The organism is Pseudomonas putida group bacterium ESBL64, assembly GCF_045277175.1.
Classification (GTDB): domain Bacteria; phylum Pseudomonadota; class Gammaproteobacteria; order Pseudomonadales; family Pseudomonadaceae; genus Aquipseudomonas; species Aquipseudomonas alloputida.
The window spans coordinates 3462842-3476110 of record NZ_CP145799.1 but is presented as its reverse complement, the minus strand read 5'-3'; the positions used below and the strand labels follow the sequence as shown (position 1 = coordinate 3476110).

At 61.3% G+C, this 13269-nt stretch carries 8 protein-coding genes, 1 tRNA gene and 1 pseudogene; 1 reads left to right on the top strand and 9 read right to left on the bottom strand.

Features of this window, described 5'->3' with window-relative positions; translation table 11 throughout:
- Nucleotides 1–11 precede the first annotated feature (11 nt).
- Both V6093_RS15935 and V6093_RS15930 read right to left on the bottom strand, forming a co-directional pair.
- Nucleotides 12–1694 carry an NAD(P)/FAD-dependent oxidoreductase gene (locus V6093_RS15935; protein WP_003255585.1) on the bottom strand — a complete coding sequence of 561 codons (1683 nt, stop codon included), beginning with the start codon at nucleotides 1692–1694 and terminating at the stop codon, nucleotides 12–14.
- A gap of 312 nt (nucleotides 1695–2006) precedes the next feature.
- On the bottom strand, nucleotides 2007–2468 hold the full coding sequence (locus V6093_RS15930) for an Lrp/AsnC family transcriptional regulator (protein ID WP_003255583.1): 462 nt from the start codon (nucleotides 2466–2468) through the stop codon (nucleotides 2007–2009).
- A 187-nt stretch (nucleotides 2469–2655) separates the two neighbouring features.
- On the opposite strand from V6093_RS15930, the gene V6093_RS15925 reads away from it, so the two are divergent.
- Nucleotides 2656–3210 carry a serine acetyltransferase gene (locus tag V6093_RS15925; protein ID WP_003255582.1) on the top strand — a complete coding sequence of 185 codons (555 nt, stop codon included), beginning with the start codon at nucleotides 2656–2658 and terminating at the stop codon, nucleotides 3208–3210.
- Between the two features lie 85 nt (nucleotides 3211–3295).
- Here the strand turns inward: V6093_RS15925 and V6093_RS15920 are convergent, their stop codons facing one another.
- From V6093_RS15920 to rpsU, 7 genes and pseudogenes are all read right to left on the bottom strand, one after another.
- Nucleotides 3296–4456: a Fic family protein gene (locus V6093_RS15920; protein WP_143999482.1), complete on the bottom strand. Its 1161-nt coding sequence runs from the start codon at nucleotides 4454–4456 to the stop codon at nucleotides 3296–3298.
- A gap of 172 nt (nucleotides 4457–4628) precedes the next feature.
- A pseudogene (locus tag V6093_RS15915) lies at nucleotides 4629–4790 on the bottom strand (site-specific integrase); the annotation flags it as partial.
- A 50-nt stretch (nucleotides 4791–4840) separates the two neighbouring features.
- A tRNA-Ile gene (locus V6093_RS15910) sits at nucleotides 4841–4917 on the bottom strand.
- A gap of 16 nt (nucleotides 4918–4933) precedes the next feature.
- Entirely contained in the window at nucleotides 4934–8677 is a 3744-nt protein-coding gene (locus V6093_RS15905; RefSeq protein ID WP_003255580.1) for a bifunctional diguanylate cyclase/phosphodiesterase, read from the bottom strand.
- A gap of 127 nt (nucleotides 8678–8804) precedes the next feature.
- Nucleotides 8805–10655: an RNA polymerase sigma factor RpoD gene (rpoD, locus tag V6093_RS15900; RefSeq protein ID WP_047603127.1), complete on the bottom strand. Its 1851-nt coding sequence runs from the start codon at nucleotides 10653–10655 to the stop codon at nucleotides 8805–8807.
- Nucleotides 10656–10722: 67 nt separating this feature from the next.
- Nucleotides 10723–12705, bottom strand: a complete 1983-nt coding sequence (gene dnaG, locus V6093_RS15895) for a DNA primase (protein WP_003255577.1) — start codon at nucleotides 12703–12705, stop codon at nucleotides 10723–10725.
- A gap of 304 nt (nucleotides 12706–13009) precedes the next feature.
- Nucleotides 13010–13225 (bottom strand): 30S ribosomal protein S21, encoded by a 216-nt coding sequence (gene rpsU / locus V6093_RS15890; RefSeq protein ID WP_003255575.1) that lies wholly within the window; start codon nucleotides 13223–13225, stop codon nucleotides 13010–13012.
- Between the last annotated feature and the right edge of the window lie 44 nt (nucleotides 13226–13269).

Genomic DNA, 13269 nt, shown 5'->3' with positions numbered 1-13269 from the left:
GCCTCCTTGTCTCAATCCGCCAGGGCGATCGGGCCGATTTCGTTGAACACATCGCCCGGGCCCGGGTTGTCGGGGTGGGTGTGGCCACCAAAGTGGTTCATGATACCCCACACTGCATTCAGCGACGTCTGCACCGCGCCTTCAACCCAGGCGGGGGTCCATGACACGTCGTCACCGGCAATGAAGATACCGCGCTGCTCTGCCGGCATGTCCTGCTGCATGAAGTGCGCATACATGCGCTGGTTGTAGCGGTAATGGCCCGGAAGCGCGCCTTTGAAGGCGCCGAGGAAGTACGGGTCAGCCTCCCAGGAAACCGTGATCGGGTCGCCGATGATGTGGCCGGCGATATCGGTCTTCGGGTAGATCTTCTTCAGCGCATCCAAGGCCAGTTGTACGCGCTTCTCCACCGGGTGCGGCAGCATCTTCAGCGCGTCGCTCATCCACGAGTATGACAGGCAGATCACCCCGGGCTTGTCGTTGCCGTTGTCGAACAGGTAAGTGCCGCGGGTGAGGCGATCGGTGAGGGTCATGCTCAGCAGGTCACGGCCGGTTTCCGGGTCCTTGTCCTTCCAGAACGGGCGGTCGACCATGACGAAGGTTTTCGACGACTGCATGTAGCGGGTACGGTCCAGGGCCATCCACATCTTTTGCGAGAACAGCGATTCTTCGCAGTCGATCTGGGTGGTCAGCAACCAGGTCTGGCAGGTGGCGAGTACTGCGCTGTAGTGGCGGGTATCGCCCCAGTTGTCGGTGACCGCCAGGCGGCCATCGGCGGCGCGGGCAATGCGCTTGACCCCGGTACGCGGTGCGCCGCCATGCAGCGTGCTCAGGCTGGTGCCCTCTGGCCAATGCACGCAGCGTTCCGGTACGTGGCGCCAGATGCCTTGTGGCACTTGTTCCACGCCCCCGACCACCAGGTGCTGGTGGTCGTCGCAGTTGGTCATCACCACGCGGAAGATTTCCAGCATCGAGTTGGGGAAGTCCGAGTCCCAACCGCCGGTGCCGAAACCGACCTGGCCGAACACTTCGCGGTGCTGGAAGCTCAGCTTGGCAAAAGAGCGCGAGGTGGCGACGAAGTCGTAGAAGGTGCGGTCGTCCCACAGCGGCACCAGCTTGTTCCAAAGTTCCTTCAGGCGCGGTACATCACGGTCGCGGATGGCCTGCTGGATATCGGCGAACTGCGCACCGCTCTCCAGCGCATCGGCCCAGGCGTCGGCTACCTCATGAAACAGTTGTGGCAGGTCGGTGGGCTTCTCGGCGTAGTAGGTCTGGCCTTCCAGGTCGATCACCGTGCTGCCCGAAGCCGGGGTCAGCGGGTTGGGGAAGGGCTTGGTTTCCAGGCCCAGCTTGTCGACGTAGTGGTAGAAGGCGGTGGACGACACCGGGAAGCGCATGCCACCCAGCTCGGCAACGATCCCGTCAGTGCCATTGAAGGCTTGCGAGCGCAGCCGGCCGCCCAGCTTGGACGCCTCGTACACCACCGGCTTGAGGCCCAGCTTCATCAGCTCGTAGGCCGCTACCAGGCCGGCGATACCGGCACCGACAATGGCCACCTCTTCCCCATGGCGCTCAGCCGGAATGCTGCCCAGGCCTGCCGGGTGTTCCAGCCAGTCGTCGAACGCAAAAGGGAAGTCCGGGCCGAAAATGGTGATTGGCTTCTTGCCGTCGGCGGGGTGGCGGTTCTTCTTGTTCATGAAATGACCTTGCCAGAGAGGCTGCGCGAGGAGCGGAGCCTGAGTATAGGAGATGCCCGGCTGTCATTTTAGGGAGTGAGGTGTTCGTTATTAAGGTGCAGAGTGTTGTCTGAATGTAGTTAGTTTCGTCGTAATGATTAGGTTAATGTTCATTAAGACGAGGCAGGCGGTCGAGGTAATTCAAAAAACACCTTGGCCCTTTGTAGGCGCGGGTTCACCCGCGAATGCGTCGGTAGATTCTCTGCCCCATTCGCGGGTAAACCCGCTCCTACAACCGGCCTCATCGATAACCCCACCCGAGCGCCAGTCCGTTCAAAGCGGCTGTCCACGGTCCACCTTGCTGCTGAGAATGATCGACGTGGTGGTTTTCTCCACCCCGTCGACACTGCCAATCTGGTCGAGCAACTGATCCAGCTGCTCGGGCGAGTCCGTACGCAGCCAGGCCACATAGTCGAATTCGCCGCTTACCGCACACAGCTGCTGCACTTGGCCCATGGCACTCAGGCGCCGCACCACGTCCTTGCCGGAGCGTGGCTGCACCTTGATCCCGACATACGCCTGCAACCCGCCGCCTATCACACTCTGGCCCAGGCGTACGCCATAGCCGGAGATAACCTTGTTTTTCTCCAGCCGCTCCAGGCGCGAATTGACAGTGGTGCGGGCGATGCCCAACTGGCGGGCGAGGGTGGCGACGCTTTCGCGGGCGTTGATCTGCAGCAGGGCGATCAGCTGGCGATCGATTTCATCCAGCGTGATGGAGCGGGAATCCGACATGGCGAGTCTCTACGGTTGGCCCGCTAGCCTAGCCAGCCTGTGCCAATCAGGGCAAGGCCAGGTACAGTCGATCACCGTTGACGGCGTCGGCTTGGCACTTTGGGTTAGAACGGCCGCGCATGTCCGAAGGCTGCGTCTTCGACACTAATTCGGCATGATGAAGTGCTAGTTCAACGGGAACCTCAGCGTGAACCTCGACCACCTGCTCGAATGCTGGCGACTGGAAGTCTCCAACAAGAAAAGGCCCGGACGCCCTATCAGCCTGCTGTTCAACGTGCTGCGCCGCGCACGCAAGGACAACAAACTGCGTTTCCTCTTCGCCTATCGCCTGGCCCAGTACCTCGACGCCCGCGGCGGCCTTGCCCGGCGTCACGCCCGGCGCATGCAACAGCGGCTCAACCTCAAGTATGGGGTGGACATCGACATCGGCGCCCAGATTGCCCCCGGCCTGCGCATCGCGCACCTGCCGGGGGTGGTGATTACCCGGTATGTGAGCATCGGGCGCAACTTCTTCATCCGGCAGAACTGCTCGATCGGCATCAAGACCCTGGGGTTGCAGGAGTACGCACTGCGCATTGGTGACAACGTGAGCATGGGCGCCAACAGTTGCATCGTTGCTGATCGCATCGACATTGGCGATGACGTGGTGATTGGCGCGATGTCGTTGGTTACGCGGGATATTCCGCCTGGCATGACCTTCTACAACCCACGGCAGGTCGAGATGCGTCCGGGAGGGGATTAACCAACAGGGTTACATTTTTGCGGACGCTGGCGATGGCTTATTGATACTTTTACCGCCGCTACCTTCTGGACGATGTCGTTGTTGGTCATGACGTACTCGGGGTCGTGGCCTGGTAGGGACGTTCGGGCTGGTTGATCTGATAACGGGTACTGCGCCCTCCGCCGGGCAGTCGCCGCAAGCAGCCTTTCTCCAGCAGGTCGCTTAAGTGCCGAGTTGCGGTGGCCTTGGAGACCTGTGCCACAGATTGGTACTGCGCAGCACTTATGCCTGCCTCAAAGCCTTTCTCGCCGCCGTCAAGCAGCCGATTGAGTACTTTGATCTGCTCGGGGGCAAGAGAGTCTGTGCGATGTGCCTGCCAAAAGCGCGCTTTGGCCAGTACGCGGTCGATACGGGCAAGTGCCTGCTCCAGACTTTTAAGCAATGTGCCGAGAAACCACTGCAGCCAGGCAGTGATATCCAACGTGCTTTTCTGGCTCGCTTCGAGGATGCGGTAATAGCCGGCTCGGTCGTTGAGGATGCTTGCGGACATGGCGTAAAAACGGATGGCTTGCTGTTCGCCTTGGGCCAGCGCCAAGTCTGTGATGGCGCGAGTAAGACGGCCGTTGCCGTCATCGAAGGGGTGCAGGGTGACAAACCAGAAGTGGGCGATGCCGGCGCGTAGCAATGGGTCGAGGCTGGCATCGCTGCGGCTGCTCTCGAACCAGGCGAGGAACTCGGCCAATTGAGTTTCCAGCCCGGCACGGGGTGGAGCTTCGAAATGCACGGTAGGACGGTCAACGCGGCCTGAAACGACCTGCATGGGCTCCTCGCCCCGCAGTGTGCCAATACGTAGCGGGCGTGCCAGCAGGTTGTCGCCACTGGGGAACAGCCAGCAGTGCCAGCCGTACAGTCGCTCCAGATCCAAAGGTTGCTGGTGCGCGCGGATGGCATCGAGCAGTAACGCTGCCAAGCCTTCCGAGCGTGCAGTGGTGCGGCCTTCTTCGTTTATCCCCAGGCGCCGCGCCAGTGATGAACGCACTGAGCCGACATTCAGCTGCTCACCCTCGATAGCTGATGAGGTGACGATGTTCTGTAGCAGGGCATCCAGGCTGCTCTGCGCCTCGGTATCGCTACCGACAGCGCCGAGCATGCCAAGCAAGCGCCCCTGGGCCTGATTGCAGGCGCGCAGCAGCTGGGCAAGCGGTTCGGCTTGCCAGGTGAAGTGTGGCCAGTTGGACTGCTGCCAGATCCAGTAGGGTTCATTCATAGGCTTGCTCATTTGTGAGCCGATTAGCGAGCCTATTCGGCTCATTATGTGAGCTGATAATGCTGGCTATTCGGCTCATTGTCTAATCCTCACGCTAGGGTGCTTGGCTGGAAGAGTGCGCTTGGTCAGGGTTGTCGGTTGGGCGGGAATTTGCGGTGGTTCGGGATAGATTGTTGTATTTGCCCAAGTGGCTGATTAGCTGCTGGGCTTTGGTGGCTTCGGCGCGCTGGGTGGTCGGCTTCTTGGTGGGGCTGATTTCGCTGAGATGGTGTTTCAGCGCCACTTCCAAGGTCATGCGCTCGGCGCCGCTGCGCTGGATGTACACGCCCCGAACATTTATTTCTTGCGGGCATGAAAAAGCCGCGCAGTGCGCGGCTTGTAAGCTGGTGGGCCCACACGGACTCGAACCGTGGACCAAAGGATTATGAGTCCTCTGCTCTAACCGACTGAGCTATAGGCCCTCAGTAAGTGGGCGGATTATAACGAGGGTTTCGCACCTGTGCCATCTGAAAGATCCGATAGTGCTATGCGAAGAAACGCGGCCGCGAATTCCTCTGGTGGTAGCGGGAGGCTGACGATGTAGCCCTGGATCTGCTCGCAGCCTTCGGCTGCCAGAAAACGTTGCTGGGCCTGGTTCTCCACGCCTTCGGCAATGATGGTCAACTGCATGCTGCGGCCCAGGGCAATGATCGCCCGGGCAATGGCGGCGTCGTGTGGATCGTCGGGCAGGCCGCGGATGAACGACTTGTCGATCTTGAGGATGTCCAGCGGCAGGCGCTTCAGGTAGCTCAGCGACGAATAGCCGGTGCCAAAGTCGTCGATGGCTAGCTGCACACCCAGTTTCTTCAGTTGGTACAGCACGGCCAAGGCCTCCTCTGCCTGGCTCATGATGAAGTTCTCGGTGATTTCCAGCTGCAGGTCACCGGCCCTCAGCTGGTAGTGCTTGAGCAGTTGTTCGATGCGCCGTGCCAGGTGTGGGTGGCGCAGCTGGGCGCCGGCAAGGTTGATCGACAGCGGGCCGAAGGGTTCGTAGTGCTGCTTCCAGGCCTGCATCTGCCGGCAGGCTTGCTCCAGTACCCAGTCGCCGAGCTGCAGGATGGTGCCATTTTCTTCCGCCAAGTGGATGAAGTGTTCCGGCGGTACCTCACCAAAGGTCGGGTGGCTCCAGCGGATCAGCGCTTCGGCACCCACCAGGCTCTGGGTCTTCAGGCTGAGCTTGGGCTGGAAGCACAGGCTCATTTCGTTGCGTTCGACGGCCCGGCGCAGCTCATGCTCCAGGGCGATGCGCTCGCTGGCCTGGGCGGTGAGGTCGCGGGTGTAGGCTTCGACGCGGTTGCGGCCTTTGGCCTTGGAGCGGTACATGGCGGCGTCGGCGTTGCGGATCAGTGTGGAGACGTCAGTGCCATCCTGTGGGTAAAGACTGATGCCGATGCTGGCGCTGGTGAAAAACTCATGCTCGCCGGCTTGGAACGGTGCGTTGAAGCAGGCCAGTAGTTTGTTGGCGATAGTGCTGGCGTCACTGGGCTTGTGCAAGCCGGGCAGCAGAATGATGAATTCGTCGCCACCCAGGCGGGCTACGGTGTCAACGTCGCGTACCTGCTCTTTCAGGCGCTGGGCGATGCCCTTGAGCAGCAGGTCGCCGACCGGGTGGCCAAGGCTGTCGTTGATGTGCTTGAAGCGGTCGAGGTCCAGGAACAGCACTGCGCCCTGGCGGTTGGACACCTGCGCGCAGGTAAGTACGCCCTGTAGCCGGTTTTCGAACAAGGTGCGATTGGGCAGGCCGGTCAGCGGGTCGTGGTGGGCCTGATAGTCGAGTTTGGCCTGGGCGTGCTTGATGCTGGAGATGTCTGCAAAAACCGCCACGAAGTGGGTGATCTCGCGGTCGCTGTTGCGCACGGCACTGATGGTCAGCCAGCTTGGGTAAAGTTCGCCGTTCTTGCGCTTGTTGTAGATTTCGCCCTGCCAGTGGCCCTCGGCGGTAAGCTGGTGCCACATGGCCAGATAGAAAGCGCTGTCGTGCTGGCCAGAGGCGAGCAGGCGCGGGGTCTGGCCGAGGGCCTCGATCTCGCTGTAGCCGGTGATTTCGCTGAAGGCGCGGTTGACGGCACTGATGCGCTGGTCAATGTCGGTAATCAGCACCCCTTCGGCAGTGTTCTCGAACACAGTGGCGGCCAGCTGCAGTTTTTCTTGCATCAGGTGACGCTCGGTGATGTCGCGGGCGATGGTCAGCATGCAGTCGACGCCGGTAATCGGCAGGGGCCGGGCGGACAGCTCGCACAGTCGGATCTGCCCGTCGCTGCGGCGGATATGGCAGGTGAAGTCGCGCACGAAGCCGTCACGGTTGAGCTGGTCGACCAGGCGTTTGCGCTCGTTGAGGTCGACCCAGATACCCAGGTCCAGCGAGGTCTGGTCAATGGTTGGGTTGAGGTCGTAGCCGGTGAGGCGGCAGAAGCCTTCGTTCACCTCCAGCAGCAAACCGTCGCTCTGGCGCGACAGCAGCAGGCCGTCGGGCGAAGCGTGGAAAGCCTTTGCGAACTTTTCTTCAGAAGTTTGCAGCTGCTGCTGGGTCTCCTTGAGCTGGCTGATGTCGCGTACCGCCACTACCAGCGCGGGTGTGCCGTCCAGTTCGAAGGTTTCAGCCGAAGTCAGGCCGGTGAACAGTTGGCCGTTGCTGCGGCGGAAGCTCATTTCCAGGTTACGGATACCCCCTTGGTGCAACCTTTGAAGCAGGAGCGGGCCACTGCCCTCTACGCCCCACAGGTCAAGGTCGGTGGCAGTGCGGCCTATGACCTGGTCTGGGGGCAGCCCGATCTGCTCTTCGAAAGCCTCGTTCACCTCCAGCAGGCAGCCATCGCTGTGGCGAGCGATCAGCAAGATATCGGGGCACTGTTGGAATACCGAGGCGAACTTCTGTTCGGACAGACGCAGGGCATCCTCCGTGCGCTTGGTTTCGCTGATGTCGATCATCAGCCCGCGCATCACTGGCTGGTGGCCGTGCTCGATCATACTGACGATATTGCGTATCCAAAGGGGCTGACCGTCAGCCCGGATCACCCGGTAGTCCAGGCTGTGGTCGCGCCCCGCTGCGGTCTCGCTGTCGCAGTAGGCCTGGGCCCAGAGCGCGTCCTCCGGGTGCAGGATACTGCGCCAGAAACCGGGCCTGAGCCAGTCACTCAATGGGTAGCCGAGCAGATCTTCGGCATGGGGTGAAACGTAGCTGTAGGTGAAGTCGTTGGCATCGGCTTCCCAGGCGATGGCTGACAGGCTCTCGACCAGGCCGCGGTAGTGGTACTCGCTGCTGCGCAGTTCTTGCTCAAGGGCGATGCGCCGGGAAATTTCCGAGCTGAGCCGGCGGTTGATGCGAATGACCACTGCCAGCACAGCCATCAGCAACAGCACCGTTGGCAGGCCATACACCAGCAGGTCGGACCAGAACATCCGCTGGTCGACCACATTACCCACCCAGTGCTGCTGGATCTGGCTGATTTCGCTGCTGCTCATGTCGGCCATCACTTTGTCGAGGATGCCGACCAGCACGCTCTTGTCGCGGGGAACGGCCATCGCCAACTGGTAGCGGTAGGGTGTTTCGCCGCTGACGTAGAGGCCGTCGAGCTTGAGTTGGCGCAGGCTCCAGATACTGGAAGCGAGGTCGCCGACCACGGCATCCACTTGGTCGGTGGCCAGGGCTTGCAGCGTGGAGCTGACGTTTGGCAGGGCAACCAGGTTGAGGTCCGGGTGGTGGGTACGCAGCAACTCGTGCGGGGCGTAGTTCTCGACCACGGCAATTTTCAGGCCGTACAGGTCAGCCAGCTTGCGCGGTTGTGCGCCGCCTTTGTGCGCGAGGATGACAATGGGGAAGTCGAGGTACGGGCGAGTGAAAGCCAGGAAGCCCTGGCGTTCGGGGGTGGACATGATGCCGGGCAGCAGGTCGATACGGCTTTCCCGCGCTTGCGCCAGCACCTCGGTCCAGCTGCTGGGTTCGACCGGTTTGAACGTCACGCCCAGGCGCTGCTGGATCATGGCGATGTAGTCGGCGGCCAATCCCTGGTACCGGCCCTCCTGGTCGCGAAACTCGAACGGTGGCCAAGAGGCGTCTACACCCAGTTTCAGCTGCGGGTGGGCAGCCAGCCAGGCGTTCTCCTCATCTGTCAGGGTCAGGGCGCCGGCCGTTGTGTTCCACAAAATCAGGATCAGCAACAGAATGGCCGGCTTCAAGGACATGGCAGCCTCGCACTCAGGTGGTCTGCAGTCGAGTGTAGACGGGCATTGCTGCAGGTGTGCAACGGAAGGCGGGCTTTATGTCTCGGGCCACTAAAGAAAACCCCCGGCCTGGGCCGGGGTTTTGTCATCACTCGTCGAGGAAGGAGCGCAGGTGCTCGCTGCGAGTCGGGTGGCGCAGCTTGCGCAACGCCTTCGCTTCGATCTGACGGATCCGCTCACGCGTTACGTCAAACTGCTTGCCCACCTCTTCGAGGGTGTGGTCGGTGTTCATGTCGATACCGAAACGCATGCGCAGCACCTTGGCTTCACGTGCGGTCAGGCCCGAGAGCACGTCACGGGTGGCTTCCTTGAGGCTTTCGACCGTGGCTACGTCGATCGGGGACTGCATGGTCGAGTCCTCGATGAAGTCGCCCAGGTGCGAATCTTCGTCGTCACCGATCGGGGTTTCCATGGAGATCGGCTCTTTGGCGATCTTCAGTACCTTGCGGATTTTGTCCTCAGGCATTTCCATGCGCTCGCCCAGCTCTTCCGGAGTCGGTTCGCGACCCATTTCCTGCAGCATTTGGCGGGAAATACGGTTGAGCTTGTTGATCGTCTCGATCATGTGCACCGGAATCCGGATGGTGCGTGCCTGGTCGGCGATCGAACGGGTGATCGCCTGACGGATCCACCAGGTGGCATAGGTCGAGAACTTGTAGCCGCGACGGTATTCGAACTTGTCCACCGCTTTCATCAGACCGATGTTGCCTTCCTGGATCAGGTCGAGGAACTGCAGGCCACGGTTGGTGTACTTCTTGGCGATGGAAATCACCAGACGCAGGTTCGCCTCGACCATTTCTTTCTTGGCGCGGCGGGCCTTGGCTTCACCGATCGACATGCGACGGTTGATTTCCTTGATCTCGGCAACGGTCAGGCCGGTTTCGGTCTCAAGGTCGATCAGCTTCTGTTGGCAAGCGACGATGGCAGCGTTCTTTTCACCTAGGGCGGCAGCCCACTTGGTGTTGCGCTTGGCCAGGTCACCGCTCCAGGTCTGGTCGGTTTCGTTGCTTGGGAACATGCGCAGGAAGTCGGCTCGCGGCATGCGGGCGTCACGTACGCAGAGCTGCATGATGGCGCGTTCTTGCTGCCGCAGACGGTTCAGGGCATCACGTACACGCTCGACCAGTACCTCGAACTGCTTCGGTACCAGTTTGATCGGCATGAACAGGTCAGCCAGGGCCTGCAGGGCCTCGATGCTTTCCTTGTGGTTACGACCATTTTTCTTCAGGACCTTGGAGGTCGCCTGAAGCTGATCGGATACCGCACCGAAGCGTTGGGCTGCGACTACCGGGTCCGGGCCGCTCTCGGCCTCTTCCTCGTCGTCACCGCTTTCGGATTCTTCGTCGTCGTCGTCGGACTCTTCCTTCGCCGCTGCAGCCTTGGCGCCTGGGATCGGCACTTCTTCGGTTGGCGCGGCAATGTTGTCGTCAGGGTCGATGTAACCGCTGAGGACGTCCGACAGGCGGCCACCCTCGGTGGTGACGCGATCATATTCGCCGAGAATGTAGTCGACAGTGCCCGGGAAGTGGGCGATAGCGCCCATGACTTCACGAATGCCTTCCTCGATACGCTTGGCGATTTCGATCTCGCCTTCGCGGGTCAGCAGCTCGACAGTACCCATTTCGCGCATGTACATGCGCACCGGGTCGGTCGTGCGGCCGATATCGGTTTCAACTGCCGCCAATGCAGCAGCGGCTTCTTCGGCCGCGGCTTCATCGGTGTCGGCTTCCGCCAACAGAAGGGCATCCGCATCCGGAGCACTCTCGAATACGTTGATCCCCATGTCGTTGATCATGCGGATGATGTCTTCCACCTGTTCCGGATCTGAAATATCCTCAGGCAGGTGGTCGTTGACCTCCGCGTAAGTCAGGTAGCCCTGCTCACGACCGCGGGTGATCAACTCTTTGATACGAGACTGCTGTTGCGCTTTTCCGGACATAACACCCTATCCACTGAAGGTCTTGGCGGGCAAAAAACAAGCCGAGGATTATACCCGAGCATGGGCCTCACGCGCCAGATGAGGTCGGCGTTTGTGCGGGAACATTTCGGCTCAGCAGGGCAAGGAGCTGGGTTTTTTCCTCGCTGGTCAATTCGCTTTGACGTGATTTCCTGAGCAGTTGTTCCAGGCTGCGCTCGCGTTGGCGGGCGGACAAGCTAGTTATAGTGTCGAAAAACTGTTGTTCAAGGTTGTCGGCCACGATAAGCCATTCCTTTTCCGCCAGGGCCCGTAGCAGGCGGCCCTGTTCGGTGCCATGCCAACGTGCGATCAACTGCATTGAGCTTAGCCCAGGATTTTTCTGCGCGGCTTCGATCAGTGCCACCAGCAGCTGGCTGTACAGGTGTTCTTCGTCGGCGAAGTGGCTGGCATCTTCCACCTTGCCGGCCAGCAGTGGGTGGTGCAGCAGGGTGCGCAGGGCGGCCAGGGTGGGCGGCTCGACCGGTGCTGGCACGCGGGGAGGTGCTTCGTCGCGTTGCTGCCAGGGCTTGCCGCCCTTGCGGTTCTTATCCCAGGGTTTGTCGCTCCACGGCTTCTTGCTGCCCCCCTTGTTGGGTTTCCATGCCTGCTCCTGATGAACGGGGGCATAGTCGTGCTGCGGCATGTCGCCATAGTCGGGGGTGTAGCTGGCCATGGCGTCGTAATCGTAGCCAGGGTCGTAGTCCGGCATGCTGCTGGTCGCCGGCGCTTGCTGCGCCAACTGCTCGACCTGCTGCGGGTCGAGGCCGGTGATTTCCTTCAGGCGGTTGCGCATCAGCTGACGCAGGTTGGCGCCGGGGATCTTTTCGATCAACGGTGCGGCCAAGGTCGCCATATGCGCCTTGCCTTCCAGTGAGCGCGGGTCGGCTTCGACGCCAAGTTGCTCGAAGAAGTAGTCGGCCAGCGGTTGGGCGTGCTGGTTGATACGGGCCATGAAGGCGTCGGTACCTTCGGCACGCACCAGGCTGTCCGGGTCTTCGCCTTCGGGCAGGAACAGGAAGCGCGCGCGACGGCCGTCCTGCAGGTTCGACAATGTCGATTCCAGTGCGCGCCAGGCCGCCTTGCGCCCAGCCTGGTCACCGTCAAAACAGAACAGCACGCTGGGCACCACGCGGAACAGGCGCTTGAGGTGCTCTTCGCTGGTGGCGGTGCCAAGGGTGGCCACGGCATTGCGCAGGCCTTGCTGGGCCAGGGCAATGACGTCCATGTAGCCCTCGACGACGATGATCTCGTCGAGGTTGCGGTTGTGCTTGCGCGCCTCGTACAGCCCGTACAGCTCCTGTCCCTTGTGGAACACCGGGGTTTCCGGGGAGTTCAGGTACTTGGGCTTGTCGTCGCCGAGCACCCGGCCACCGAAGGCGATGATGCGCCCGCGGCTGTCACGTATCGGGAACATCACCCGGTCGCGGAAGCGGTCGTAGCGCTTGCCGCTCTCGGCGTTCTCGATCAGCAGGCCGGCATCGATCATCACCTTCTGCTGCAGGGTGTCGGCACCCAGGTGCTTGAGCAGGTTGTCCCAGCCGGGCGGGGCAAAGCCCAGGCCGAAGTCGCGGGCAATTTCCCCGGACAGGCCGCGGCCCTTGAGGTAGTCCACCGCTGCCTTGCGTGACGGGTGGCTGCGCAGGGCCTGGCGGTAAAACTCCGAGGCGGCGTCCAGTAGCGGGTACAGTGGCGAGTCAGTGGGCTGGCGCGGCTTCTGGTCGCGGCGGCCTTGCTCGCGGGGGACTTCCATGCCAGCGGCGCGTGCCAGTTCCTCGACGGCCTGGGGGAAGTCCAGGTTGTCGTGGTCCATGACAAAGCCCAAGGCGTTGCCACCGGCGCCACAGCCGAAGCAGTAGTAGAACTGCTTGTCGGGGCTGACCGTGAAGGACGGGGTTTTTTCTTTGTGGAACGGGCAGCAGGCCGAGTAGTTCTTGCCGGTTTTTTTCAGCTGGACGCGCGAACTCACCACGTCGACGATGTCGAGGCGGTTGATCAGGTCGTCAATGAAACTCTGGGGAATCAGCCCGGCCATGGCAGTCTCGTTATCTGGCAACTGGCAAGTCTAATCGCTCACGCGCCGAAGGGGGCGAGTGCTGCTTGGGGAAGTGCGAGGGAATGTGTGCTCGTCGCCAGCCCCTAAGGGCTCGTCAGTCGGACGTGCACGCCTGGTCATACAGCAAGGAGGACCAGCTCTGACGTTTCAGGCAGGTTGCCCATGATGCAGTTCGCATGAAGCTTGTGCAGGGCCTTGAGCTAGCTGCTCAAGTTTGAAACGACCACTGCCATCGCCCGGGGGTTAGCCGGGCAGGGCAGAAGCTTTGCGTTGAACGTCTGTATTAGTACAGACGAACGGCGCGGCGCTGTTCGCGCTGAACTTTCTTGGCGTGACGCTTAACAGCAGCAGCTGCTTTGCGCTTACGCTCTGCGGTCGGCTTCTCGTAAAACTCGCGGCTACGAACTTCAGCCAGTACACCGGCTTTTTCGCAGGAGCGCTTGAAACGACGCAGAGCTACGTCGAAGGGTTCGTTCTCTTTAACTTTGACGGCTGGCATCCAGGGCTACCTTAATTCATTACCGGGGTAGACGTGCTCCTGGC

Coding starts and splice junctions, on each gene's coding strand:
- V6093_RS15935 (WP_003255585.1), bottom strand. CDS start 1,694: ATGAACAAGAAGAACCGCCACCCCGCCGACGGCAAGAAGCCAATCACC.
- V6093_RS15930 (WP_003255583.1), bottom strand. CDS start 2,468: ATGTCGGATTCCCGCTCCATCACGCTGGATGAAATCGATCGCCAGCTG.
- V6093_RS15920 (WP_143999482.1), bottom strand. CDS start 4,456: ATGAATGAACCCTACTGGATCTGGCAGCAGTCCAACTGGCCACACTTC.
- V6093_RS15905 (WP_003255580.1), bottom strand. CDS start 8,677: ATGTCCTTGAAGCCGGCCATTCTGTTGCTGATCCTGATTTTGTGGAAC.
- rpoD (WP_047603127.1), bottom strand. CDS start 10,655: ATGTCCGGAAAAGCGCAACAGCAGTCTCGTATCAAAGAGTTGATCACC.
- dnaG (WP_003255577.1), bottom strand. CDS start 12,705: ATGGCCGGGCTGATTCCCCAGAGTTTCATTGACGACCTGATCAACCGC.
- rpsU (WP_003255575.1), bottom strand. CDS start 13,225: ATGCCAGCCGTCAAAGTTAAAGAGAACGAACCCTTCGACGTAGCTCTG.